Below are 24988 nucleotides of genomic sequence, written 5' to 3'. Positions count from 1 at the left end.
AGGTGCCCGTGGCGGGGATGAATTTCGAGCTGACCGAGGACCAGGAACTGATCCGGCGATCGGTCGCCGAGCTGGCGTCGAAGTTCGACGACCACTACTGGATGGAGAAGGACCAGGCGCATGAATTCCCGACGGAGTTCTACCGCGCCATAGCCGACGGCGGCTGGCTCGGGATGACCATCCCCACCGAGTACGGCGGGCACGGTCTGGGCATCACCGAAGCGACCATCCTGCTCGAGGAGGTCGCCAAATCCGGCGGCGCGATGAACGCCGCCAGCTCCATCCACCTGTCGATCTTCGGCATGCAGCCCGTCGTCGTGCACGGTTCCGAGGAGCAGAAGCAGCGCATGTTGCCGGCGGTCGCCACCGGCGAGGTGCACGTCTGTTTCGGCGTCACCGAACCCGGTGCCGGCCTGGACACCTCGCGCATCACCACCTTCGCCAAGCGCGACGGTGACAAGTACGTGGTCAACGGCCGCAAGGTCTGGATCTCCAAAGCGATGGAATCCGACAAGATCCTGCTGCTGACCCGCACCCAGAGCTATGACGAGGTCACCAAGAAGACCGACGGCATGACGCTGTTCCTCACCGACCTGGACCGCAGCCGCGTCGACGTCCGCCCGATCAAGAAGATGGGCCGCAACGCCGTCAGCTCCAACGAATTGTTCATCGACAACCTGGAGATCCCCGTCGAAGACCGAATCGGCGAGGAGGGCAAGGGTTTTCAGTACATCCTGGACGGCCTGAACCCGGAGCGGATGCTGATCGCGGCCGAGGCGCTCGGCATCGGTCGGGTCGCGCTGGACAAGGCGGTCAAGTACGGCAACGAGCGCGAGGTCTTCGGCCGGCCGATCGGGATGAACCAGGGTCTGCAGTTCCCGCTCGCCGATTCGCTGGCCCGCCTCGACGCCGCCGAACTGATGCTGCGCAAGGCCACCTGGCTCTACGACAACGGCAAACCCTGTGGGCGAGAAGCCAATACGGCCAAATATCTGTGTGCGGACGCCGGCTTCACCGCCGCGGACCGGGCGCTGCAAACCCACGGCGGGATGGGTTACGCGGAGGAGTATCACGTCACCCGGTACTTCCGCGAGGCGCGGCTGATGAAGATCGCGCCGGTCAGCCAGGAGATGATCCTGAACTTCCTGGGTTCTCATGTCCTGAAGCTGCCGCGCAGCTACTAGGCTCGCGTCGAACGTGTAGCCACTGCGAATTCTGCGCACTTTTTTCGCAGTCAGTACACGCTCGGCGAGCTGTCGGGCGAGGGGAGCGGAACATGCGTGAAACGGTCATCGTCGAAGCGGTGCGCACCGCGGTCGGAAAGCGCAACGGCGGCTTGTCCGGCATGCACGCCGCCGACCTGTCCGCCGTCGTGCTGACCGAGCTGCTGGAGCGCGCCGGTATCAGCCCGGAGCTGATCGACGACGTCATCTGGGGCTGTGTGTCCCAGGTCGGCGACCAGTCCAGCAACATCGGCCGCTACGCCGTGCTGGCCGCGGGCTGGCCGGAAACCATCCCCGGCACCACGGTCAACCGGGCCTGCGGATCGAGCCAGCAGGCGCTGGACTTCGCGGTGCAGGCGGTGATGTCGGGTCAGCAGGACGTGGTGGTCGCCGGTGGTGTGGAGGTAATGAGTCGCGTGCCGCTCGGTTCGGCCAGGGCCACGGGCATGCCGTACGGACCGAAAGTGCTTGAACGTTATGACGATTTCTCGTTCAACCAGGGACTGTCGGCGGAGATGATCGCCGAAAAATGGGGCTTCTCGCGAACCCGGCTCGACGAGTATTCGGCACTGTCCCACGAACGCGCCGCGGCGGCGCAGGACGGCAACGCGTTCACCGAACAGATCGTGCCGGTGTTCACCGATGACTCCGTGGTGCATCAGGACGAGGGGATCCGGCGGCGGACCACCGTGGAGAAACTGGCGGCCCTCAAACCCGCGTTCGCCGAGGACGGGGTCATCCACGCGGGCAACTCCTCGCAGATTTCCGACGGTGCGGCCGCGCTGTTGATCACCACCTCCGACCTGGCCCTGGAGCTGGGGCTCACCCCGATCGTGCGGTACCGCGCCGGCGCGGTCACCGGAGCCGACCCGGTGCTGATGCTGACCGGCCCGATTCCTGCTACCGAGAAGGTGCTGGCCAAGTCGGGCGTCCGGATCGGCGACATCGGGGTCTTCGAGGTAAACGAGGCCTTCGCACCGGTGCCGCTGGCCTGGCTCGCCGAAACCGGCGCGGATCCCGACCGGCTGAATCCGCTGGGCGGCGCGATCGCGCTGGGACACCCACTGGGCGCGTCCGGTGCGGTGTTGATGACGCGCATGGTGCATCACATGCGCGACAACGGGATTCGCTTCGGCCTGCAGACCATGTGTGAAGGCGGCGGTACGGCCAACGCGACGATCGTCGAACTGGTCGGCTGAATCCAGCGGAAAAAGAGCCCTTGCCAGCGTCGGCAAACCAACCTACTGTGTGTTCAGTAGGTTTTGCAGACAGCCCATCTGTAGGAGCGCGGTGTCCGACGCACGCCCATACGACTCCCTGCTGGCCAAGGGGGAGGACCGTAAACAACGGATCCTCGCCGTGGCGCAGCGACTGGTCTCGCGCAACGGGTGGCGCAACACCACGCTGGCCCAGATCGCCCGGGAAGCCGGGGTGACCCCGGCGGGACTGCTGCACCACTTCGAGTCCAAGGAACAACTCCTGCACGCCGTGCTCGACGCCCGGGACCTGGACGACGACATGCATTCCGACCGCTTCGGAGATCTCCTCGGCGAGATCGCACAGGTCGCCGACCGCTTCAACCGGGCGCCCGACCTGGTCGGCACGTTCACGGTCTTGCTGGGCGAGAACATCGACCCCGACGCCCCCCTGCACGACCGTCTGGTCGCCCGGCAGCGGGACGCGACCGAGATCGTCGCCGCCGGCATCCGCCGAGGTCAGGCCGCCGGCCGATTCCGCGCCGACATAGACCCCGCCGTCAAGGCAGTAGAAATTCTGGCGTTCATCCACGGAATGGAAATGACATGGTTGCTCGATCCTTCGATACCGCTGACCGAAGTGTTCAAGGAGTACGCGGAGACACTGGCGCGCGACTTCGCCCCGTCCAGGACGACGGAGAACCCGACATGAGATACCGCCTGGACGTCGTCGCCTCCAGCGTCGCCGACGTGGTGACGTTCGCCGGCGGCTGGCTCTTCGACCGGTCGATGGCGGGCTGGGACGTCACCGTGCTGCTCACCGACCACCCCGACGATCGGCCGCTGCACATCCTGGGCGCCAAGACCCTCGACCTGGAATCCGCGCTGGCGGCGGTGGCTACCCGTCCCCGCCCGCAAGCGCTGGCGGCCGCGGCCGATCTGCTCGGCTCCGATCCGCGGGTGCGGTCCGGGGTGCTGCAAGCCCTCGACCACGGCGTCACCGAGGTCACCCTGTGGGGCAAGACCTGGCCGGCCGAGTTGGACGACAGTGTCGGCGTAGTCGAGCACCGGCTGAGCATGGCGGCGCAGATCTTCAAGGCGCGCGCGCTGGCGGCGGCCGGAGTCATCGAGACCGCATCCGTTGCGGCCGAGCGGTTCCGCAGTGGCGTGATGTCCGTTCCGTCGGTCGCGGCCGACCTGGTTCCCGCGAGCTGATTCGACCCGCCGTCGTCCACGTTGACGGCCGTCGTACCCCTATGGAAATGTAATGCTCAAGTGTGAGAGGCACGTTCTCGCTTGCCGAGATTGAGATGGGATATGGAGATGGTGAACGACTTCACCGAATTGGATTTCTTCCGCGATAAGCAGCTCGTCGAGGATCCCTACCCGTATTACGAGGCCTTGCGCGAGCAGTGTCCCGTCACCCGGGAAAAGCATCACGGCGTCACCATGGTGACCGGATGGGAGGAAGCCTGCGCGGTGTTGAACGACGCCGGGACGTGGTCGTCCTGCATCTCGGTGACCGGACCGTTCCCCGGCTTCCCGGTGCCCGTCGAAGGCTCCGACGACATCACCGAGCTGATCGAACAGCACCGCGACAAGCTGCCGTTCAGTGACCAGCTGCCGACCCTGGACCCGCCCACGCACACCAACCACCGCTCGTTGCTGATGCGGCTGATCACGCCCAAGCGCCTCAAGGAGAACGAGGACGCGATGTGGTTACTCGCCGACCAGGTGCTCGACGACTTCCTGGCCCCCGGCGAAGGGGAGTGGATCAAGGGTTTCGCCGGGCCGTTCACCTTGCTGGTCATCGCCGACCTGCTGGGCGTGCCCATGGAGGACCGCGACAAGTTCATCAAGGGCATCCGTCAGCATTCGGGCGGCGGCATCGGCGGCACCGGCAAGGAAGCGCTGGCGCACAGTCCGCTGGAATTCCTCTACGGCCTGTTCTCCGACTATGTACGCGACCGCCGCCGCGAGCCCCGCGACGACGTGTTGACCGGCCTGGCCACCGCCACCTACCCCGACGGCTCGACTCCCGACGTCGAAGACGTGGCCCGCGTCGCCAGCAACGTGTTCTCGGCGGGCCAGGAGACCACCGTGCGGCTGCTGGGCGCGTCGTTGCAGACGTTGGCCGAGCGTCCCGACATCCAGGCGCAACTGCGCAAGGACCGCAGCCTGATCCCCAATTTCATCGAGGAGTCGCTGCGGCACGAGAGCCCGGTCAAGGGTGACTTCCGGATGAACCGGGTGCCGGTCAACGTCGGTGGCGTCGACCTGCCGGCCGGCACCACGGTCATGGTGGTGCAGGCCGCCGCCAACCGCGACCCGCGTCGCTTCGACGAACCGGCGACGTTCGATCCGGCCCGCAAGAACGCCCGCCAGCACATCTCGTTCGGCCGCGGGATCCACAGCTGCCCCGGCGCTCCGCTGGCGCGCGCCGAGACCCGGGTGGCCATCGAACGGTTGCTGGACCGCACGTCGGACATCAGGATCGACGAGCGGGTGCACGGCCCGGCCGGCGACCGTCGCTATCAGTACGTGCCGACCTATATCCTGCGCGGTCTGACCGAGCTGCACCTGGAGTTCACGCCGGCATGAAGGTCTGGGTCGACGACGGGTCCTGCCGCGGGCACGGCATGTGTCTGACCCTGTGCCCGGAGGTCTTCACCTTGACCGACGACGGGTACGCCGAAGCGATAACCTCCGACGTACCAGCGGAATTCGAGGCGGCGACCCGCGAGGCCATCGAATGTTGTCCCGAGCAGGCGATCAAAGAGCGCTGAGGAGATTCACCAATGTCCAACGGACCCAAAGGGTATGTGATCCTCACCGAGGCCATCAAAGACCCGGAAGGCATGAAGGCCTACGGCAAGGCCGCGGGCGCGGCGATGGGTGGCGTCAAAGTCCTCGCCGTGGACACCGCACCCACGGTCCTCGAAGGGGACTGGCACGGGCACCAGACCGTGGTGCTGGAGTTCGAATCGGTGGACGCCGCCCGCGCCTGGTACGACTCCGAGGCTTATCAGAACGCCGCGAAGCTGCGCCAGGCGGCGGCCGACTGCAACGCCGTCATCCTCGCCGGTTTGTAGGTTTCAGCGGGAAGCCGAGCCCGCTACTCCTCGAGGGAGATCGCCTGCCGAGGGCACTGCCGCACGGCTTCGCGCACCTGCTCCTCGATGTCCGGGGTGACCTCCGTCCGGTGCACCGTGAGCATGTCGTCGTCCCCGAGTTCGAACACCTCGGGGATGATGCCCATGCACACGCCGTTGCTCTCGCACAGATCCCAGTCGACTTCGATTCTCATGACACGACTTTCACGGGTACGTTCTTCCAGCCCGCGACATTCTGCATGTGTACGCGGTTGCAGTTCTGCCAATCCACCTCGTAGCGGGGCATGAAGTCGAGCAACTTCTCCAGTGCGATCACGCTCTCCATCCGGGCCAGCGCCGCACCCAAACAGCTGTGGATCCCGTAGCCGAAACTCAGGTTCAGTGCCTCGTGCCGATCGCGGTCGATGTTGAAAGTGTCGGGATCGGTCCACGCGTCGGGATCGCGGTTGGCGGCACCGTTGATCAGGAACACCGGTTTCATGGCCGGGATCGTGACGCCGTGCAGCTCAACGTCTTTCGTCGAGCAACGCACCTGGTACTGCGACGGCGCCTCGTAGCGCAACAGCTCCTCCACCGCGGCGGGGATCTTGCTGCGGTCGTCGAGCAACTTCTGCCACTCGCCGGGGAACCGGGCGAAGACCACCGGCGCGTTGCCGATCAGCTTGGTCACCGTCTCAGCCCCCGCACCACCCAATAGCGTTGCGAATCCGGCTATTTCGATGTCATCCAGACTGGTGGTCTGACCGTCTTCACGCGTGATCTCGGCGTTGATCAGCTTCGTGAACAGGTCCTCCTGCGGCTCGATGCGACGTTGCTGCAAGATCTCGTAGTACAGCATTCCGGTTTCGATGTTGGCCTGCATGCCGCGCTCACCGACCTCAACCTGTCCCGGTTCGCGGTGCAACCCCTCGTCGATCAGATGGCGGATCCGCTGGGCGTGTTCTTCGGGCACCCCGAGCATGGTGGTGATCACCTCGACCGGGAACGGCCCGGAGAAGTCTTGGACCACATCGAAGTGTTCGGGATCAACCCTGCTCAGATACTTGTCGATCTTCTCGCGGACCATCGGCTGCTGGGCCTGGATGGCCCGTGGCGTGAAAACCTTGTTGAGCAGGCTGCGCATGTGCCGGTGGTCGGGCGGGTCCATGAAGATGATCGACTTCTGCGCCGGTGGCTTGCCGGTGCGCACCATCGACAGGTCGATGCCGAACGCCGAGGAGTACGTCTCGAAATTCTTCAAACCGGCGGCCACGTCCTCGTGGCGGGTCAGCGCGTAGAAGTCGTACTCCTCGCTGTAATAGACGGGCGCCTCTTCCTGCATTCGTCGGTAGGTGTCCCAGGCGCCGTTGAAGAAGTCTTCCGAGAACGGATCGAAGACGACCTTCGAAGTGGTCATAGAACGCTCCTCGATGCTGAGCAGGGGACTGGCATCATTACAGCTGAAAGCTCGACTGTAACGTCAACGGTAGCGGTTTGCCCGCGTGGCGAAAAGGACTTGACGCTCATCGGGAGTGGCCCATCAAGGCCAGCGCGGCGTCGGCGGCGTCGAGCACCGCGCCGGTAGAAGCCGACGCCCGCTCGGCGAGGTCCACCAGCAGTCGTACGTCCTTCTGCAACAGGGCGCCGGCCAGACCGGACAGGCGGTCCAAGCTTCCGACGCTGCCAATGGAATTGAGCGCGAAGCTGTTCCCGCTGCTGCGGGAGACAACCTCGGACAGGCGGGCGGGCGCGACCCCCAGATCCTGGGCCAGCGCGAGGGCGGCGGCCGCCGTGCCCAGGTTGGCGGTGTAGAGCAGGTTGTTGAGCAGTTTGGTGGTCTGACCCGATCCCAAGTCGCCCAGATGCACGATGGCGTCGGAGTAGGTTTCGAAGACCGGACGGCAGCGCTCGACCACGTCGGCATCACCCCCGACCATGACCAGCAGCCGCCCGCTGGCCGCGGCGGGTTCGCCGCCGCTGACGGGGGCATCGACAACCGAAATGCCCTGCAGCTCAGCTCTTTCCGCCAGCGCCCGGCAGGTCTGCGGGTGCACGGTGCTGTGCACGACGATCACGCCGCCGGGCGCCAGCCCGGTCAGTATCCCGTCGTCCCCCGAGGTGAGTTCCTCGACGTCGGCGTCCCCGACCACGCACAGGCAGACCAGATCGCTTCCGGCGGCGAGCTCGGCCGGCGACCCGGCCACCTTCGCCGGGGTGTCCGCGAACGGTTCCAGGCTGGCCGCCCGGCGCGCCCACAATGTCGTCGGGAAGCCGCCGTCGACGATGCGGCGTGCCATGGGCGCACCCTGGTTGCCCAACCCGATGAACCCGACGCGCATCAACCGGTCTCCGAGCCCGAGCGCGCGGCTACGCAGTCGTCGACGAACGCGAACACCTTGCGGTGGTAGTCGGCGGCGTTGTGCCCCAGGCTGAGGTTGTGCCCGGCATCGCCTTGCGTGTTGCTGACGAAAAGTGGTGCTCGCGTGAACATCTCGCGGATCTCGGCAAGGCTGCTGTCGTCACCCCGGTACACCCGGTCATGCTCGCCGAGGGTGAAGCGCACCGGCACCCGCACCGAGGGCGCCAGTTCCGGGAAGTAGCGGTGCGGCCAGTTCAGCGCCACATCCCGCTCGTAGGCCGGCGATGTCGACGAGTTCGTGACGCCGCGCAGGATGTCCTCGGGATACAGCCGCGTCGGCTCCCATAGCAATTCGCGGGTGCCGGGCGGACGTTCCTTGACCTCGGCGGCCTTCATGATCTGCTTGGCCGCGTCGTGATAGCGCCTGCCGGTGCCGCCGAGTTCGAGTCCCAGCAGTGCGGCGCCGCGCCCGTCGGCGGCCATCCGCGTGGCGAGTTCGCAGCCCCCCGAATGGCCCAGCACGAACAGGCCCGCACCACGCGGGCGCTCTCCCAGGATGCGTTCCACCGCGCCGTAGGCGAGGTCGACGCGCTGCTGCGGAGTCTGCACCGCCTCGGGGTAGGCCGCCGAACTGCCGTGGCCGGGCCTGTCCAGCGCGATCACGGTGAACCCCAGCGTCGGACCCAGTCGCAGCAGTGACAACTCGGGATGCCCGGGGCAGTCGAAGTAGACCGCGGTGGTGCCGCCGCCGTGGATGGCCAGGATCACCGCCTGGGGATTGTCCGCCTCGGCGATGACCCCGGACATGGGTACGCCGTCGACGATGACCACCCGCGGGCGGGGAGTCATGCGCTGCTCATTCGCCGGCCCGCAGCAGGATCGCGCCGCTGGGCGTCAGCCCGCCGCTGCTGACCACACCGACCCGGGCGCCGGCGACCTGGCGCGCCCCGGCCTCGCCGCGCAACTGGGTGACGGCCTCGTGCAGCAGGCCCATGCCGTGGGTGCGGCCGTGTGAGAGTTGCCCGCCGTGGGTGTTGAGCGGGATCAGGCCGTCGCGGGCGATGTTCTTGCCGCCGTCCAGGAATTCGCGCGCCTCGCCGATACCGCAGAAGCCGAGCGCCTCGATCCACGACAGGCAGTTCATGGTGAAGCCGTCGTAGAGTTCGGCGACGTCGACGTCGGAGGGCTTCAGCGACGTCCGGGTCCACATGTGCGCGGCTTGACCGAGCACCTGCGGTTCATGGGTCAGGGTGCTCTGGTCCCAGTCGATGCGCTCGACGATCTGCGTCCCGACCGCCTCCACCAGTACGGGCGGCTTGGCCAGGTTCCGGGCGGCGTCGACGGCGGAGACGATGACCGCGACGGCGCCATCGCACGGCACGTCGCAGTCGTACAGACCGAACGGGGTAGTGATGGGCCGGGCGTCCAGGTAGTCGTCCATGGTCATCGGGGAGCGGTAGACGGCGGTCGGGTTGAGTTCGGCGTTGGCGCGCTGGTTCAGCGCGATCCAGCCCAGCGTCTCCTTGGTGGTGCCGTACCGGTGGAAGTGCCGCTGGGCGGTCATCGCCAGGGTGTGCGCGGCGGAGGTGGCGCCGAACGGCCACTGCCAGCTTGCGGTGCGGCCGCCGGAGGGGACGATCTTGCCCTGCTTCATGTGCTCGTTGAAGGTGGCTTCCCACAGGGTCCGGAAACACAGCACGTGCCGGGCCAGTCCGCCGGCGACCGCGAGCATGGCCGCGATCACCGACCCGCCCGGGCCGAACGTCTCGATGCCGCCGTTGTGCCAGGTCGGCCGGATGCCCAGGGCCGCTTCCAGCGCCGTCACCCCGCCCTCGCCGAAGCCGCCCACGTTGCCGCCGCCGGGATAGGTCGAGAGCCCGTCGATGTCGTCGAAAGTCAGTCCGGCGTCGGCGACGGCGGCTTCACACGCCTGCACCGTGAGCGACAGCGCCGGCACCATCAGCCGGCGCCCGATCGGCGACATGCCGATTCCGGTGAGCGCGACCTTGTCCTCGAACTTCTCGGCGCTCAGCATCGGCCGGACATATTCGCCGAAGCGTTCCGGTGCGATCTCGTCCTCCGGCAGCGCGCCGGGTTCGGCTTCGGCGACCGGACGGAACAGTGGCAGCCACACGTCGTCGATCTGCTCGAACACGACTTCCACCGGTTGTCCGAGCTCGAGCTGCCCGGGATCTGCGTCGACGATGTTGGTGGTGAGGCGGACCCGCGGATCCTCGGCGATCGCCACCTCCGCGACGACGTACGGCGCCGGCATACCGGGCAGGCTGAAGCGGTGGTTGACGGTGAAGCCGGCCAGTGTCGCCCGACCCGAAACGTCACGCACGCCCATGTCGCGGGAGCGACAGTAACGGCAAACCGGTGCGGGCGGATGGATCAGCGCCGCGCAGGCCCGGCACTCCTGGATCCGCAACGTTCCGTCGGCACCGGCAGTCCAGAAGAATTCGTTCTGGTCGGTGAGTTGGGGGAGCGGGCGTCCCGGGGCTGTTGACACGTCACCTCCGCAATTCGAATTGCCAACGCACACTACGGTAGGCGCGTTATGCGAATCGGAGAATTACGTTATCATCTCCGGGTGTGACGGAGACGCTGGTTCGGGAGACGCCGCGCTCCGGTGTGGTGGTACTCCGACTGAACCGCCCGTCCCGGTTGAACGCGATCAACTCCGAGATGTTGGCGGAGTTCACCGCGGCATTGGGTCGGCTGGCTGCCGAGGGTGCCGTGCGCTCCGTCGTCATCACCGGCGCCGGCCGCGGCTTCTGCTCGGGCATCGACGTGCGCGGCTTCGGAGCGGGGATCCCCGAAGCCGACGATCCGGCCATCGACCGGCTCCGATTCCAGGAGTCGATGGCCGCGATACCGCAGGCGATCCGCGACCTCCCGCAGCCGGTGATCGCGGCGGTCAACGGTCCGTGTGTGGGTGCGGGGCTGGCCATCAGCCTGGCCGCCGACATCCGGATCTGTTCGACGGCAGCGACATTCGGCAACGCGGCGATTCTGCTGGGGCTGTCGGGAGCCGAGATGGGCATGAGCTACCACCTGCCGCGCATCGTCGGTTCCAGTGTCGCCGCGGACTGGATGTTGACCGGGCGCACGGTCTCCGCGCAGGAGGCGGATCGACGGGGTCTGGTGAGCCAAATGGTCGAACCCGAGCGGCTGTTCGACCACGCGGTGGAGTTGGCGGGTGACATCGCCGAACTCCCGGCTCTGGCCACGCAGCTGACCAAGCGCACACTGCACGTGAATGCGGACGCGCCGGGACTCGCCTCGGCGATCGAGCTGGAGAATCGCAACCAGGTGATGACGCACGCCACCAGCGAGGCGGCCGCGCTGCGCCAGAAGTGGTCGCGATGATAAAGCCCGCATTGATTCTGCGCTCAGGGCGCGATTTTGGCTGATATCGCGCCCTAGGCGCAGACTCAACGTCGATAGAAAGGAATCAGCCCATGGCGTGGGACTTTTCGACTGACCCGCAATGGGCGGCCCAGCTGGCCTGGGTGGAGGACTTCGTGCGTTCCGAGTGCGAGCCGGTGGACCTGCTGGTCAAGGAATCTCACGACCTGAACGACCCGGTTCGCCAGGCCCTGATCCCGCCGCTGCAGAACATCGTCAAGGAGCGCGGCCTGTGGGCGACCCATCTGGGTCCGCATCTCGGTGGGCCCGGGTACGGTCAGTTGAAATTGGCTCTGCTCAACGAGATTCTCGGTCGCTCCGAATGCGCGCCGATCGTATTCGGTTCTCAGGCACCCGATTCCGGCAACAGTGAGATCCTGGCCCACTACGGCACCCCGGAGCTCAAGCAGCGTTATCTGGAGCCGTTGCTGGACAACCGGATCGTGTCGTGCTTCTCGATGACCGAGCCGCAGGGCGGCGCCGACCCGAAGGTGTTCACCACGTCGGCGGTGCAGGACGGTGACCACTGGATCATCAACGGCGAGAAGTGGTTCTCCTCCTTCGCGTCGATGGCGTCCTTCCTGATCGTCATGGCGGTGACGGACCCCGAAGCGCCGCCCTACCAACGGCATTCGATGTTCGTGGTACCGGGCGAGACGCCGGGTATCAACGTCCTGCGCGACGTGGGACTGGGTTATCAGCCTCTCGGCGGCGGGGGCCGTGAAGGCTATGTGCGCTACGAGAACGTGCGGGTGCCCACCGATCACATGCTCGGTCCGCGCGGCGGAGCGTTCGTGGTGGCGCAGACCCGGCTGGGCGGCGGGCGTATCCACCACGCCATGCGCACCGTCGGCCTGGTCCGCCGCATCTTCGACATGCTCTGCGAGCGGGCGGTTTCCCGGTACACCCAGGGGGACATGCTGGGCAACAAGCAGCTGGTGCAGGAGATGATCGCGGACTCGTGGATGGAGATCGAGGCGTTCCGGCTGTTGACATTGCAGACCGCGTGGAAGATCGACCAGCACAACGACTACAAGGCGGTGCGTGCCGACATCTCGGCCGTCAAGGCGATGATGCAGAAGGTCCTGCACGACGTGTCGGCCCGGGCGCTGCAGGTGCACGGTTCGCTGGGCACCACGCACGAGATGCCGTTCGTGCAGCATCTGGTGGAGTCGTTCGTGCTCGGATTGGCCGACGGGCCAACCGAAGTGCACAAGACCGTGCTGGCGCGACAGCTGCTCAAGGACTACCAGCCGGCACCGGACCTGTTTCCCTCCGAACATCTCCTGCGGCTGCGCGAGGCCGCCGAGCGCAAGTTCGGCTCGCAACTGGCAGGTATCCGACCCACCCGAGCGTGACTTTCACGACAGTCCGTCGGCGCGTCGCGTCGTGAGATTCCCACTCGGCGTCATAGGTGGGCCAGGACGCGGGACAGCAAGTGCGGCAACGCGTCTGACATTGCTTCCAGGCCGGCATCCGGTCGCTCCCGCCGCCGGTTGTGTTTGACGATCAACGACCAGGTGGCCACGGACTTGAAACAGGCCAGCGCCTGGAACCAGTCCAGGTCGGGTACCGGATATCCCAGCTCGGCTTGGTAGATCGCGGCCAATTCGGTAACCGGCGGGGTGCGGCCTACGTACGGCGTGGTGCGCCGGTACGTCGCCGGGTCGCTGTTGATCAGGAACCATCCGGCGTCGATGCGCGGGTCGCCCACCGACCAGATCTCCCAGTCGATCACTGCCGTGACGCGGCCTTCGACGGCCAGCAGGTTGCCGAGCCGGAAATCACCGTGCACCACGGCGGGAGGTATCGGCGAGGGCGCCGAATCCCGCACTGCGGCAACCACGTCCCGCCATCCGGGTGCCAACGCGGGATCCACCGTCTCCAATGCCGCGCACCAGCGCGCGATTTCGGCCTCAATCCCCACGATCGGTTCGTCTTGCAAGCCGATGGTCGCCGGTTGGATCCGGTGCAACGCGGCCATGGTTGCCGCCGCGTCTCGGTACCGCGCGGCCACGACGGTTTCGTTCTCGGGGGCGTCGCCGAGATCGTAGAGGGGCTCCAGTGAACTGCCCTCCGCCCACGACATGACGAACAGCGGGGGCTCGCCGGGGTCCTCCCACAGCACCTCGGGGACGGGTACCGGAGTCGACTCCAGCGCCCTGATGATGCGGCATTGGCGGAGCACATCGCGATGCCCGACGGGTGCCATGCCGGTCGGAGCCACCTTGATCACCACGCGACGGCCGGCCCGGCTTCCGGCGTACGTCAGGCTGGAGGCCCCGCCGGTCAGCGGGCCCAGATCCTCGACGTCGGGCAGCCGCCCGCGCAGCGCATCGAGAGTCAGTCCAGCCATCCGATTTCGCGCAGGAAGGTCTGGGTGTGAGCGATTCGTCCGGTCGTCGACGCGGGGTCGCACGTGACCAACTCGAGCGCGGTCTGGGTGATCAGGGCGATGTCTTCGGTGTCGGTCTTGGCCAGATCCAGGGTGCCGGCACCCGGCGTCGCGACCGGTTTGGACGGCGCGGCCGCGTTGACCGCTATGCCGTCGTCATACAGTTCTGCGGCAAGGCTTTTGGTGAGCCTGTTCAGCGCGGCCTTGACCGTGCCGTAGATCCCGAATCCGGCGCCGCGGTCGAATTCGTCGAAGGGCGGACCCGACGGCAGGTCGCCACCGACCGAGGTCACGTTGAGCACCCAGCCGCGGCGGCGCTCCCGCATCGCCGGGATGGCCAGCTGGGTGAGGTGCAACGGCGCGAGGACGTGCATCTCCATCATCAGGCGCACCCGCTTCTCCGGGAACGTGTCCAGCGGCCGCAGGAACGTCACCGCCGCGTTGTTGACCAGGATGTCGGGCGCGCCGATGCGGTCGACGACTTCGGCGAACAGCCGCTCGCGTTCCTCGGTTTTGGACAGGTCCGCCTGGATCGCGATCGCCGAGCCGCCCTCGGCGGTGATCTCGGCGAGCGTCTCTCGCAGCGACCCTTGATATTTCGGATCCGGCTCGTAGGTCCGTGCGGTGATGGCCACGGTGGCGCCCTCGGCCGCCAGCCGCGCCGCGATCGCCTTGCCCAGGCCCCGGCTGCTGCCGGTCACCAAGGCAGTCAGTCCGGCGCACCTGTTCAACGGATGAATCCCCACTCGGCTTCGTTGGCTTCGGTTTTGACGCGCGAGGCGGGATCGTCCTCGTCATGCAACTCCGGGCGTGGGGTGCTCGGCCGGGGCTCGCCGACCTCGGTGATGGCGTGCACCGGGCAGTCCAGCAGCGCCCGCAGCACCGCGTCGCGATCCTGCTGCGGTACGTCGCCGTCGCCCACCAGGCACGCATATCCCCAGTCGTCGAGCGAAAAGTAGTCAGGGGCGTGCTTGGCGCACAATCCGAAGCCGTCGCAGATGGTGCGGTCCAGACGGATCTTCATAACTCAACCATCCGTTTCCATTGCCAGGTACGGACGTTCGGGCCGATAAGCGTCGTCCCGGCAGTCCGGGCAGGCGCCCTCGAGGTGGCGGGCCACTTCGTCGGGGAACTCCTCGAGCAGGGATGCCGCGGCGTTGCAGGCGGCATCCAGGGTCCCGCAAGCGCCGCGCCCGCGTAACACCACCGACCAGCGACGCAACCGGTCCACGTCCTCGGCCGTCGCCACCCCGTCGCGCAGCGCACCGGCGGCGGCCGCCATCGCCGCGGTGCCGTTGAAGCAGGAACCGCACTGGCCGGCGTTCTCCCGGTCGAAGTACGCCAGCACCGCGGCGGCGACCGCGACCGGGCACTCGCCGACGATGAGCGAGATTGCGCCACTGCCCAATCCGCTGTTGAGCTCTCTGATCGCCTCGTGGTCCAGCGTGGTCTGCAGTACGCGGCGATTGAGCAGCCCGGCAAAGTAACCGCCCATCAGGACACCGCGTAGCTCGTCGGGTGAAACGCCGTGGAACGCAAGGAGATCGGCGAACGGGAGACCGTGGGGCAGTTCGTAGAGCACGGCCGGACGGCCGGCTCCGGTGACGGTCGCCAGGAACGTGCCGGGTGACTGGGCCGTGCCCTGGGAACGGAACTCCGCCGCACCGTGGGCCTGCAGGTAAACCAGATTGGCCAGTGTCTCGACATTGCTCACCAGGGTGGGTCGGCCGCCGACGCCGACTTCGAACGGCCGGGGCGGCTTGTCCGTGGGCTTGGTAGGGCCGCCGTTGATCGCATTGACCGCGGCGGTCTCCTCGCCGGCGACGTAGCCGGGCTGCACCGAGCGCACCTCGATGCTCAACGTGGCCGAGTCGAGTTCGCTGATGGCGGTTTCGACGCTGCGTGCCGACTCCGGGTCCGACACGTAGACGTAGGCGCGTTCGGCGGCCACGACCGCCGCGGCCAACCGCAGACCGTCCAGAACCAGGTGCGGCCGGTGGCGAAGCAGCCACCGGTCCTTGACCGAAGCCGGTTCTCCCTCTTCACCATTGGCGATCACGACCGCGCCTCCGCTGATGCGGCCGTTGGTGCGCACCGTGTGCAACTTGACCGCGAGTGGGAAACCCGCGCCGCCGCGGCCCCGCAGTCCGCTGCTCTCGACTTCGGCCAGCAACTGCTCGACGTCGACGAGTGGCTGGTAGCCGCCGCGTTCGCGATATGCCGTCAGGTCCTCGACCGCGGACTCTGTGGTCAGCAGCCGCGGCGGGCAACCGGGCCAGGTTGCGGTCACGACGGTGGACTTGGTCTGCATCGGCTAACCCGTCTTGGTTGCGGTTAGGCTTGCCCGCATGCGGACTGCGGTGGTGCGCGTCAACGTCGACCCGACCGGTGTCCTGACACCGTCGCAGCTAGCTGAGGGCATGGCAACGCTCCTCGATCTGACCCGTCAGCGCGGTGCCGACGTGGTGGAAATCGATCTGCCCGGCAGACCACCGGCCCGGCGTGAGGTCGAGATGCTGATTGCCGGCGAGGACGTCGATGCCACTATGAATCTGGCAATCGACTTGTGCCGCAAAGCTTTCGATACCAATCCGGCGGCCGGCGTGGTCACCTTCGTCAGTCGTGGTACCGACGACGACGCCCACGGCGTGTTGTCCGGGTTCGGCCTGCGCGGCGAAGTCGTGCGCGAGCCCGGCGGGGACGGCTACGACATCGTCTACGTCACGTTGCGCGAAGAAGACCTCGACCGGATTCCCGAGAGCCGCATCCACACCGCACTCGAGGCATCGCTGAACTGTGAGGTCCACATCCGCACCCGCTGACCTCATGTGCTGCCCAGGAATTCGAGGATCGGCGGCGCGGCCAGCACCCAGGTGTCGAACATGTTGAAGTGCGTGACCCGGCCGGCCGCGCGATCTTCCGATGCCCGTTCCCAGGCGTCCTCGGGCCACGGCGGGTCGATCAGCGTGGATCCCTTGATCAAACAGCTGACTTCCAGCGACGTGCGCTTCGGGTGGTCGAGGTCGTTCTCGCCGCCGCGGATGATCAGCGTGGGAACCTTGATGCGGTCGAACATCTCGTCTTCGACGCCCGGGATGGTCTGTCCCGGCTTGGACACGAACGCGTTGAGCCAGCGCATCATCACCTTGAGGAACTCGGCGTTGTCGAAGTCGAGGAACCGCTGTTTGTTGGCCGGGTTCTCCTCGATCCGCTCACGCCACTCGGCCACTTTCGTCACGCCGTCCATGCCGGTGCCGCGGACCGCGAGGATGCTGGGAACCACGTAGTAGGAACCCAGCACGAAGGTGCCGTAGACGCCGCCGACGATGTTCCACACCACCAGCTTCTTGACCAGGTCGGGGTAGAGCATGGTGGTGAGCATCGAATCTCGTGCTCCGCCAGAGCCTCCCGCCAGAATGCACCTTTCGACGCCCAGCGCCTGCAGCAGACCGTGCAGCGTCTCGGCGCGCATGTGCGACTCGCTCTGCCCGTAGAACTGCACGTCGGAGGCGCCGCAATTGGGACGGTCCCACAGCAGCGCGCGGTACCCTCCGGCAACCAGCGCCTCGGCCAACGGGCGCAGTCCCGGCACGTCCTTGCTGAATCGGCCGCCCGGCGTCATTACGATGAGATCGCCTGAGTCGCCGAGGATTTCGTAGACTACGTTGCCGCCGTTGACCTCGACCGTGGACACCCGATTCTCCTGCGCCGTCACGCCATCACCAACACGTCATTGCCGATCACGCGGACCGGATAGGTGCGGATGCTCCACTCCGGCTTGACCGCGGTGGTACCCGTCGCCAGCTCGAAACCCCACTGGTGCCAGGGGCAGTAGATGAACTCCAGATCGCGCACCATCACGGCGTCGCCGGGAGCCGACTCGTCGACCACGGTGCGACCGCGGGCCCGCCCCGAGCACAGTGGGCCGCCTTGATGGGGACAGTAATTCGCGATCGCGTAGAAAGTGCCGTTGACGTTGTAGACGCCGACGCCGTGACGTCCGATCGGCACGAGTTTGTGTGTGCCGGGCGGGATTTCGTCGACGGTCGCCACCACATGCTCGCGGCCCTGGGCGAGGCGGGGCTGGGGGCTTCGCACCGCCCCGTTGTCTTCAGCTGTCAACTCAGAGCACCCGAACCTGTCCCTCGAGCACCGGCACGGTCTCGGGGAGGTGGTATGTCGCGATGCCGTTCTTGTACATCACCGCGTCGCGGGCCGCTTTGGGCAGGTGCTTGACCAGCCAGCGCGGGTCGTCGAACGTCCAGTGCGGGTAGTCCGAGGAGAACAGCAGGATCTTCTCGCACTCCATCCACTCCAGCGCACGGGTCAGCTCGGTCTTGTCTTCGGGGTAATCCAGCGGCTGGGTGGTGAATTTGATGTGGTCCTTGACGTATTCGGACGGTTTGCGCTTGATATCGACCCACGACTTGCGTGCCTCGTAGATGGCGTCCATCCGCCACATCAGCGGCAGGATCCAGGTGAACGCGTGCTCGACGAAGACGATCCGCAGGGTCGGGAACCGGTCGAACACGCCGTCGAAGATCAGGCTCATCACCTGGTTGGCGGCCAACAACGAGTAGGTGACCATGAAGTCGTGGTTGTAGCTGGGGAAACCTACCGGGGGTGTCGGTAGCTCCTCGTAGTGGCTGCGGGACAGGTGACAGCTCACCGTGATGTCGTGCTTGGTGGCGGCCGCCCAGATCGGGTCGTATTTGGGGTGACCCCAGGACGGCCGCGGCTCGGCCTTGATCAGGATCTGCGCCATGTACGGGTGCCCCACCCAGCGTTCGATCTCGCGCACCGCTGCTTCCGGGTCCTCAATCGCGGCGCAGATCGACCCGCGCCAGCGCTGGTGCCAGTTGTTGTGGCTGTCCAGCCAGTGATTGGCCTGCCAGTCGTTCAACGCGACCGACATGGCGTGCTGCGCCTCGTGAATGCGGGCCGGATACGCCGCCGGTTCCAGGATCGCGATGTCCGAGCCGGCCTCCATGATCAGCTGGCGGAAAGCGAGGTCCGGGTCGCTGCAGGGGAACTCGCCGTTGGGCGGGAACGAGTCCACCCGCATCGCATAGCTGTGCGCGTAATCCGGAGCGTCGTAGTAGATCTGCTCACCGACGGTGCGGGTCAGAAAGTACTTGCTGCGCCACGGTTCCGGGATGTAGGGGAGGAGTTCGCCGCGCTTGGGCGCCGGGTGGACATCGGAGTCGACGCAGCGGACGGCTATGCGCTCGGCGGGCGGAACCCGCTCCTGCGAATGCGTGGAAGACGTCACGGTCATCTCAATCTCCTCGGTCTGGCCCGTCTTTTCTACTGTGCGCCCACCCCGGCGGGGATGTCTATGCCGTAGAGCTGCGCCGCGTTGCGCCAACACACCTTCTCGCGCTGTTCGTCCGAAAGCGCCTTGGGCAGCTTGCGGATGTCACCGCACTGCCAGTGCGGATAGCTGGAGCCGAACATCACCATGTCGTCCTTGCCGGTGAAGCCGAACCATTCGCCGGCGAACTCGACGTCGCCGGGTCCGTCCAGCGCACCCTGCACGAAATAGACGTGGCCGGGCAGGTAGTCACTCGGTATCCGCGGGGCCCAGGGCGTCTGTTCCAGGTGCGGCCGGCCGAACGTGTCCATCCGCCACATGAACGGCGTCACGAAGTCGGCGGCGCCGTCGGCCCAGACGAATTTCAGGCCGGGGAAGCGTTCGAACACGCCCTCGGCGATCATGTTCATCAGGTGATAGAGGTAGTTCAGCGCCATGAAGCTGACGTATTGCTCGTAGGTGCGGGTATTGCCGGACGGCGTCGGGGCGAAGCCGATGCCCGAGCCGGACTCGATGTGCACCGCGATCGGCAGGCCGGCGTCGACGGCAGCTTCGAACAACGGCCAGAACTGCGGCTTCCCGTAGACCTCGCGGGACTGCAGCGGAAGACCGAGCTGAACCACCCGCGGGTGGTCCCGGTACTTCCCGATCTCGCGCAGCGCGCCGGCGACGTCGTCGGGATTGACCCGGATGGTGCCCCGAAAACGTTCGCCGAACTCGTCGTGCTCCAGCCAGCGCGACACCATCATCTCGTTGTGCGCCGCGTGCAGCGCGCTGCCCAGATGCCGGTCCGGCATGATCCCGCGACCCATCGGGTGCAGGATCGCCACATCCACCCCGCGCTTGGAAAACAGTTCGTGGGCAACGAATTCGGGATCCGAACCCGGATAGCTGCGGCCCCGTTCCGGCCCTTTGGTGTTGGGCGCGTACTCGCCGCCCGGCGCGCCGTACCAGTCGTTTTCGTAGTCGGGGAAACCACGGCTCTTGAACGGCTCGCGCAGGAAGCTGCGCAGGTCTTTGTTGGACGGAAAGAAGATGTGCACGCTGGCGTCGATGACCGGCGTGCGGACTCCGTCAGCATCTTCGATCACGATTGCCACCCTCCGGCACCGGCGGGACCAGGCTCGGCCAGGTCATATGATAGATAACCTAACATTCTGCCTCGCCATCCCTCAACGGATTCCCGGTAAGCGTTTCGGTTACTCATCTGTCCAGGTAGCAGCACATTTTATGGCTCGCCTGCAAGTGTAGTTCTTCTCAAAGGATAATAACATTCTCGGCGTCGGATGTAACTTATTGCGGGGGCTCCGCCGCCTCGACGGTGACGCCTGCCGCCTGTTCGAACGGCTTGATGACCGCGGTGAAGTCGGAGTCGAATCCCTGGTGGCGGGCGGCGGCCTCCCACAGCTGTCCGACGGCGTCGGCCAGGTCGGTCGGCACCCCCAGCGCGCGTGCTTCCTCCAGGTAGAGCCGGACGTCTTTGACCATCAGGCCGGTGGCGAACCCGTAATCGAAGGTGCGCGGCAGGATCGCCCGGGGGAACTTGTCCCGGCTGGCGCTGGTGCCGCCCGAACCGGCGTTGAGCACCTCGATCATCACGGCCGGGTCCAGGCCCGCCTTGACCCCCATCACCACCACTTCTGCCGTGGCGACCAGCACATTGGCCGCGAGGATGTTGTTCGCCAGCTTCATGGTTTGCCCGGCGCCGGGTTTGGCGCCGATGTAGAAGGGACGGCCAAGCGTCTCGAGCACGCCGGCGACGGCGTCGAAGGCTTCCCGTGGGCCCGACACCATCAGCGCCAGCGTTCCGCGCTCGGCGCCGCCGACGCCACCGCTGACCGGGCTGTCGATGACGACGATGTCGCGACGGGCAAGAAGCTCGTGGATCCGCAGCGCGGTGTGGCTGCCGGTGGTGGACAGGTCGACATAGTGTCTGACTCGCGAGCCCTCGATGACCCCGGCCGGGCCGGTGGCCACGGCGAGCGACGCGGCCGGCGTCGGCAGACTGGCCAGCACAGTCTCCGCTCTGTCGGCGACGTCCCGCGCGCAGGAGGCCGTCTGGGCGCCGAGGGCCGCGACCCGCTCGAGAGCGATGGCGCTGGTGTCGAAGGCGACGATCTGGTGACCCGCTTCGGCGAGCCGACGCGCCATCGGAAATCCCATCTGGCCCAACCCGATAAAGCCGATGTCCACGGTGTCAGCTCTCGCCGAGCTCGTCGAAGATCTCCCCGGCAGCGCGGAAGCTGTCGACCGCCGCCGGAACTCCGGCGTAGATGGCGACCTGCAGGAAGATCTCGCGGATCTCCTCGCGCGTGACTCCGTTGGTCAAGGCGGCCCTGATGTGGGTGCGCAGCTCGTGCGGCCGGTTCAGCACCGAGGTCATGGCCAGGTTCAGCATGCTGCGGGTCTTGCGGCTCAGTCCCTCGCGTCCCCACACCGCGCCCCAGCAGTATTCGGTGACGAGATCCTGCAGCGGCCCGGTGAAGTCGTCTGCTTCGGCCAGTGCCTTGTCGACATAGGCCTTCCCCAGGACTTCCGAGCGGATCTGCCGTCCCCGCTGGTATGTCTCGCTGTCCAATGCCGGACTCCTTTGCGACTAGTGCGGACAGTCAGGAGTGTAGGGCCGGCGTGGCGGGTGCCCGATCCGCTTGTCGGAAAGCGGAATTCAGCGGCGCCGGGCGGACGCGGTCAGTTGCATGCCCAGTCGACCGGCCATCCGCGGCCGAGGCTACTGATGGCATGGTGCTCGGCGGCTTGGCGCGTCAGACCGATCCCGCCGTGATAGATCGTCCCGTCATGGGCAACGGCGCCGCACCGGGTGAAGGTGCTCACCACCGTGCACGCGGCGGAGCCGCAGCGTTCCAGCGCCGCCTGCTCCGCGCCCAACTTGCTGAGATGACGTCGTGCTTTGCCGGAGGCACCGTCCGGGGAGTAGGCGATGGCGCCGTAGTGGGTGACATGCGGCGGCAGATTGTTCGGCAGTTGCTGGGGGGCGTGGGCGCGGGCGGGATGAATGAGCGTGACGGCGAGCGCTCCGGCCGCTATCAGGCTTGCGAGTACCAGAGCGACGCGACCCCGTTGCCGAGCCGTCATTTGTTACTCCTTCTCCTGCGATGACGGGCCGTGTGAGCACATGTTTACCTGCGCGAAACAAGTGGTGTCTATCATAACCGGACCCGGCGCTGGTTTCGACGGGATTCGAGCGTCAACGTGGCAGCGGACGGTCGCCGCTTACAGCGAAACTTTGAGCAGTGCAACGGTTTCGAGGTCGTCCAGTGCGGCCACGCTGCGCCGCAGGCCCTCCAGTGCGATGTCCTCGACCTGCATCCCGCCCATCCCGGCGGTGATCAGCGCGGCCACGTAGGCGTACAGCGCACCCTGGCGGAAACGCTGCCACAGGTCGTCGCGGTCGATATCGGGTCCGCCGGCTGCGGCCAGTGCACGCCGGTAGTCATCGAGCAGGTCGCGCTGGGCGGCGATGCGGTCCTGCGGCGTCAGGCTGGTCACCAGCGTGTAAGCGAGTTCGCGCGACGGGTGGCCCCGGCGCACCGCCTGCCAGTCGAGCAGCCCGGCTTTCCCGTCGCGGAAGTACACATTGCCCGGGTGTGCGTCGCCGTGCATGACGGTGTGTGGCGGCCTGTCGAGGATCGCGGCGACGGCAGGGTAGTTCTCGGCGATGAAACGTCCGTTCTCCACGGCAATGTCGGTGCGTTCGGTGAGCCGCTTGATCGAGGTGCTCATCAGCGAGCCGGTCAGCAGGGACGTGACGTCGCCAGAGGGTGTGTACAGCCAGCCCAACGGTCCGCGACCGTTGCCGGGTAGCCGCCCCCAGAACGTCGCATGCAGCTTGGCCAGCAGTTCGACGATCAGCCCGGCCTGGTCGACCGACAGCGGATGCAGGGTGTCAGGAAACTCGCACTCGTCGGCGGGCAGGTCCTCCAGGACCAGCAGATAACGGCCGGTCCACCGGTCGAAGGCGGTCCCGTATGCGCTCGGGACTCCGGTGAGCTGCGGGGCGAGTTGACTGTAGAAACGCACCTCGGTGTGGCCGAGTCGGCCCAGTTCACCCATCAATCGGGTGGCGACAGTTTGCGCGGTCAGCTTCACGAACACCGACTCCGGTACCCCGTCACCGGTCAGCGCCAGCCGCGCCCGCGACGACGTCCCCGCGTGGTTGCCCAGGACGGTGACCGTGTCGACATGGGCACCCATCACGTCGGAGAGGACAGCAGGTTCGAGCTGATCGACGTCGCGCGGCAGTCCGGCGCGACGACCGACCAGGGCGTCCGTAGCGACGCGGCCGACGCCGCGACCCAGGTGCACGGCCAACCCGGCGGCGGAGAGTGCTTGCCGTAGCGGGTTTTTCATAGCTGTCCGTTCTTGGCTCAGGTTCGGGTGGCCGGACCCTGACTTTACAGATTTTCCCTAAACTGTCACGCTGTAGCGACCTGGTCCGACTCGTGGGACACAACTGAGGCACGTGCCAAGGAGGGGCGGAAGCAATGAGCGGCGAATCCAGCGGGCCGCTGACCGGTCACACGGCGATCATTTCGGGTGCAAGCCGTGGCATCGGACTGGCCATCGGCCTCGGGCTCGGCCGGCTCGGGGCCAACGTGGCGCTGCTCGCCAAGACCGCCGAACCGCATCCCAAACTGCCGGGCACCGTATACACCGCGGCGCGCGAGATAGAGGAAGCCGGCGGCCGGGCGCTCGCGGTGGTGGGGGACGTCCGCAACGAAGAGGATGTCCAGCGCGCCGTCGACAACGCGGTCGGGGAGTTCGGCGGCATCGACATCTGCGTCAACAACGCCAGCGCCATCGCCACCGAAGGCACCGAATCGCTGTCGGCCAAGAAGTTCGACCTGATGCAGGACATCAACATCCGCGGCACCTTCTTGCTGACCAAAGCCAGCCTCCCGCACCTGCGACGATCACAGAATCCGCATGTCCTGACGATCGCGCCGCCGCTGAACCTGAGCCCGCACTGGCTCGGGGCGCATCCCTCCTACACCCTGTCCAAATACGGCATGTCCCTGTTGTCGCTGGGCTGGGCAGCCGAATATGCCGACGCCGGAATAGCTTTCAATTGCCTGTGGCCCGAGACCTACATCGCCACCGCCGCCGTCGCCAATTCCCCGACGGCCGAGACGGAACTCGCCAGATCGCGCGACCCGGCGATCATGGCGGATGCGGCGGTCGAGATCGTGACCCGGCCCGCCCGGTCCAGCACTGGCGAGTGCCTGATCGATGCCGACGTATTGCGCCAAGCGGGCAAGTCCGACCTGAGCCGGTACGGCGGTGGAACCGACCCGATCCTGGATCTGTTCCTGGACCCGAGGAAGCCGTGACGCAGTGACCCAGTCAAGCGATGACATCTGGGAGGTGATGTCGACCGCTCGCACCATCCGGCGTTTCACCGACGAACCCGTCGACGACGCCACGCTGACCCGGTGTCTCGACGCGGCCAGGTGGGCGCCATCGGGTGCCAACGCGCAGGGGTGGCGGTTTGTCGTGTTGCGTTCACCCGAACAGCGCGCCGTGGTGGCCAAGGCGGCGGCACAGGCGCTGCAGGTGATCGAGCCCGTCTACGGCATGAGCCGGCCGGATCCCGACGATCACAGCCGCCGGGCCCGCACCAACCGCGCGACCTACGAATTGCACGACCGGGCAGGCGAATTCACGTCCGTGCTGTTCGCGCAGATCCACTACCCGACGGCGTCGGAGCTGCTGCTCGGCGGTTCGATCTTCCCGGCCATGCAGAACTTCCTGCTGGCCGCCCGCGCCCAGGGTCTGGGCGCCTGCATGACCAGTTGGGCGTCTTACGGCGGGGAGCAACTGCTGCGCGACGCGGTGGGCGTACCTGACAACTGGATGCTGGCCGGGCACGTCGTAATCGGTTGGCCGGCAGGCAAACACGGGCCGGTGCGGCGCCGCCCGCTCGCCGAGGCCGTCGATCTGGACCACTGGGACGGTCCGGCCGATCAATTACTGGGCTGAA

The 24988-nt window shown here is 66.7% G+C and carries 29 protein-coding genes; 12 read left to right on the top strand and 17 right to left on the bottom strand.

Features of this window, described 5'->3' with window-relative positions:
- The first annotated feature begins 17 nt into the window (after nucleotides 1-17).
- From AC5Y47_RS22380 to AC5Y47_RS22350, 7 genes are all read left to right on the top strand, one after another.
- A complete protein-coding gene (locus AC5Y47_RS22380) occupies nucleotides 18-1184 on the top strand; it encodes an acyl-CoA dehydrogenase family protein (protein WP_499946447.1) in 1167 nt (388 codons plus the stop codon).
- 92 nt (nucleotides 1185-1276) lie between these two features.
- Complete coding sequence (locus tag AC5Y47_RS22375) at nucleotides 1277-2422, top strand: thiolase family protein (RefSeq protein ID WP_499946444.1); 1146 nt, start codon at nucleotides 1277-1279, stop codon at nucleotides 2420-2422.
- Between the two features lie 91 nt (nucleotides 2423-2513).
- The gene (locus AC5Y47_RS22370; protein ID WP_499946443.1) at nucleotides 2514-3131 is read left to right on the top strand and encodes a TetR/AcrR family transcriptional regulator; all 618 of its coding nucleotides are present in this window, start codon (nucleotides 2514-2516) and stop codon (nucleotides 3129-3131) included.
- Nucleotides 3128-3634, top strand: a complete 507-nt coding sequence (locus AC5Y47_RS22365; RefSeq protein WP_499946442.1) for a hypothetical protein — start codon at nucleotides 3128-3130, stop codon at nucleotides 3632-3634. The genes AC5Y47_RS22370 and AC5Y47_RS22365 overlap by 4 nt, the downstream gene beginning before the upstream one ends.
- Before the next feature lie 108 nt (nucleotides 3635-3742).
- Complete coding sequence (locus AC5Y47_RS22360; protein ID WP_499946441.1) at nucleotides 3743-5020, top strand: cytochrome P450; 1278 nt, start codon at nucleotides 3743-3745, stop codon at nucleotides 5018-5020.
- Nucleotides 5017-5205: a ferredoxin gene (locus tag AC5Y47_RS22355; RefSeq protein ID WP_499946440.1), complete on the top strand. Its 189-nt coding sequence runs from the start codon at nucleotides 5017-5019 to the stop codon at nucleotides 5203-5205. The genes AC5Y47_RS22360 and AC5Y47_RS22355 overlap by 4 nt, the downstream gene beginning before the upstream one ends.
- A 12-nt stretch (nucleotides 5206-5217) precedes the next feature.
- A complete protein-coding gene (locus AC5Y47_RS22350; protein ID WP_499946439.1) occupies nucleotides 5218-5511 on the top strand; it encodes a DUF1330 domain-containing protein in 294 nt (97 codons plus the stop codon).
- Nucleotides 5512-5534: 23 nt separating this feature from the next.
- Here the strand turns inward: AC5Y47_RS22350 and AC5Y47_RS22345 are convergent, their stop codons facing one another.
- From AC5Y47_RS22345 to AC5Y47_RS22325, 5 genes are all read right to left on the bottom strand, one after another.
- Entirely contained in the window at nucleotides 5535-5726 is a 192-nt protein-coding gene (locus AC5Y47_RS22345; protein ID WP_499946438.1) for a ferredoxin, read from the bottom strand.
- Entirely contained in the window at nucleotides 5723-6928 is a 1206-nt protein-coding gene (locus AC5Y47_RS22340; RefSeq protein ID WP_499946437.1) for a cytochrome P450, read from the bottom strand. The genes AC5Y47_RS22345 and AC5Y47_RS22340 overlap by 4 nt, the downstream gene beginning before the upstream one ends.
- 106 nt (nucleotides 6929-7034) lie before the next feature.
- Complete coding sequence (locus AC5Y47_RS22335; protein WP_499946436.1) at nucleotides 7035-7850, bottom strand: NAD(P)-dependent oxidoreductase; 816 nt, start codon at nucleotides 7848-7850, stop codon at nucleotides 7035-7037.
- Nucleotides 7850-8719, bottom strand: a complete 870-nt coding sequence (locus AC5Y47_RS22330) for an alpha/beta hydrolase (protein WP_499946435.1) — start codon at nucleotides 8717-8719, stop codon at nucleotides 7850-7852. The genes AC5Y47_RS22335 and AC5Y47_RS22330 overlap by 1 nt, the downstream gene beginning before the upstream one ends.
- Nucleotides 8720-8726: 7 nt before the next feature.
- Nucleotides 8727-10382, bottom strand: a complete 1656-nt coding sequence (locus AC5Y47_RS22325; protein ID WP_499946434.1) for a thiolase C-terminal domain-containing protein — start codon at nucleotides 10380-10382, stop codon at nucleotides 8727-8729.
- An 83-nt stretch (nucleotides 10383-10465) separates the two neighbouring features.
- On the opposite strand from AC5Y47_RS22325, the gene AC5Y47_RS22320 reads away from it, so the two are divergent.
- Nucleotides 10466-11242: an enoyl-CoA hydratase/isomerase family protein gene (locus tag AC5Y47_RS22320; RefSeq protein ID WP_499946433.1), complete on the top strand. Its 777-nt coding sequence runs from the start codon at nucleotides 10466-10468 to the stop codon at nucleotides 11240-11242.
- 92 nt (nucleotides 11243-11334) lie between these two features.
- Nucleotides 11335-12639 carry an acyl-CoA dehydrogenase family protein gene (locus tag AC5Y47_RS22315; protein ID WP_499946432.1) on the top strand — a complete coding sequence of 435 codons (1305 nt, stop codon included), beginning with the start codon at nucleotides 11335-11337 and terminating at the stop codon, nucleotides 12637-12639.
- Nucleotides 12640-12689: 50 nt separating this feature from the next.
- Here AC5Y47_RS22315 and AC5Y47_RS22310 read toward each other — a convergent pair whose 3' ends face one another.
- Genes AC5Y47_RS22310 through AC5Y47_RS22295 form a run of 4 tightly spaced genes read right to left on the bottom strand, consistent with a single transcriptional unit; the run spans nucleotide 12690 to nucleotide 15987 of the window.
- The gene (locus tag AC5Y47_RS22310) at nucleotides 12690-13637 is read right to left on the bottom strand and encodes a phosphotransferase family protein (protein WP_499946431.1); all 948 of its coding nucleotides are present in this window, start codon (nucleotides 13635-13637) and stop codon (nucleotides 12690-12692) included.
- Nucleotides 13625-14407: an SDR family NAD(P)-dependent oxidoreductase gene (locus AC5Y47_RS22305; RefSeq protein ID WP_499946430.1), complete on the bottom strand. Its 783-nt coding sequence runs from the start codon at nucleotides 14405-14407 to the stop codon at nucleotides 13625-13627. The genes AC5Y47_RS22310 and AC5Y47_RS22305 overlap by 13 nt, the downstream gene beginning before the upstream one ends.
- Nucleotides 14404-14700, bottom strand: coding sequence for a ferredoxin (locus AC5Y47_RS22300; protein WP_499946429.1), 297 nt, complete (start codon nucleotides 14698-14700; stop codon nucleotides 14404-14406). The genes AC5Y47_RS22305 and AC5Y47_RS22300 overlap by 4 nt, the downstream gene beginning before the upstream one ends.
- 3 nt (nucleotides 14701-14703) lie before the next feature.
- Nucleotides 14704-15987, bottom strand: coding sequence for an NADH-ubiquinone oxidoreductase-F iron-sulfur binding region domain-containing protein (locus tag AC5Y47_RS22295; RefSeq protein ID WP_499946428.1), 1284 nt, complete (start codon nucleotides 15985-15987; stop codon nucleotides 14704-14706).
- Between the two features lie 37 nt (nucleotides 15988-16024).
- Between AC5Y47_RS22295 and AC5Y47_RS22290 the strand changes: the two genes are divergently transcribed.
- Entirely contained in the window at nucleotides 16025-16498 is a 474-nt protein-coding gene (locus tag AC5Y47_RS22290; RefSeq protein ID WP_499946427.1) for a hypothetical protein, read from the top strand.
- A gap of 2 nt (nucleotides 16499-16500) precedes the next feature.
- Here the strand turns inward: AC5Y47_RS22290 and AC5Y47_RS22285 are convergent, their stop codons facing one another.
- The 8 genes from AC5Y47_RS22285 to AC5Y47_RS22250 form a co-directional block, all read right to left on the bottom strand.
- Complete coding sequence (locus AC5Y47_RS22285) at nucleotides 16501-17391, bottom strand: alpha/beta fold hydrolase (RefSeq protein ID WP_499946426.1); 891 nt, start codon at nucleotides 17389-17391, stop codon at nucleotides 16501-16503.
- Nucleotides 17388-17798, bottom strand: coding sequence for a Rieske (2Fe-2S) protein (locus tag AC5Y47_RS22280; protein ID WP_499946425.1), 411 nt, complete (start codon nucleotides 17796-17798; stop codon nucleotides 17388-17390). The genes AC5Y47_RS22285 and AC5Y47_RS22280 overlap by 4 nt, the downstream gene beginning before the upstream one ends.
- 1 nt (nucleotide 17799) lies before the next feature.
- A complete protein-coding gene (locus AC5Y47_RS22275) occupies nucleotides 17800-18954 on the bottom strand; it encodes an amidohydrolase family protein (protein WP_499946424.1) in 1155 nt (384 codons plus the stop codon).
- Nucleotides 18955-18983: 29 nt separating this feature from the next.
- Complete coding sequence (locus AC5Y47_RS22270; RefSeq protein ID WP_499946423.1) at nucleotides 18984-20081, bottom strand: amidohydrolase family protein; 1098 nt, start codon at nucleotides 20079-20081, stop codon at nucleotides 18984-18986.
- Between the two features lie 202 nt (nucleotides 20082-20283).
- A complete protein-coding gene (locus AC5Y47_RS22265) occupies nucleotides 20284-21183 on the bottom strand; it encodes an NAD(P)-dependent oxidoreductase (RefSeq protein WP_499946422.1) in 900 nt (299 codons plus the stop codon).
- 4 nt (nucleotides 21184-21187) lie between these two features.
- On the bottom strand, nucleotides 21188-21568 hold the full coding sequence (locus tag AC5Y47_RS22260) for a carboxymuconolactone decarboxylase family protein (RefSeq protein WP_499946421.1): 381 nt from the start codon (nucleotides 21566-21568) through the stop codon (nucleotides 21188-21190).
- A 110-nt stretch (nucleotides 21569-21678) separates the two neighbouring features.
- Entirely contained in the window at nucleotides 21679-22083 is a 405-nt protein-coding gene (locus AC5Y47_RS22255; protein WP_499946420.1) for a DUF4189 domain-containing protein, read from the bottom strand.
- A gap of 138 nt (nucleotides 22084-22221) precedes the next feature.
- Entirely contained in the window at nucleotides 22222-23358 is a 1137-nt protein-coding gene (locus AC5Y47_RS22250; RefSeq protein ID WP_499946419.1) for a phosphotransferase, read from the bottom strand.
- A gap of 134 nt (nucleotides 23359-23492) precedes the next feature.
- Between AC5Y47_RS22250 and AC5Y47_RS22245 the strand changes: the two genes are divergently transcribed.
- A complete protein-coding gene (locus AC5Y47_RS22245; protein ID WP_499946418.1) occupies nucleotides 23493-24338 on the top strand; it encodes an SDR family oxidoreductase in 846 nt (281 codons plus the stop codon).
- 37 nt (nucleotides 24339-24375) lie between these two features.
- The gene (locus tag AC5Y47_RS22240) at nucleotides 24376-24987 is read left to right on the top strand and encodes a nitroreductase family protein (RefSeq protein WP_499946446.1); all 612 of its coding nucleotides are present in this window, start codon (nucleotides 24376-24378) and stop codon (nucleotides 24985-24987) included.
- Nucleotide 24988 lies beyond the last annotated feature (1 nt).

The organism is Mycobacterium sp. NGS22 (assembly GCF_059813095.1).
The sequence above is the reverse complement of the archived record's forward strand: the minus strand, read 5'-3'. Positions and strand labels throughout refer to the sequence as shown.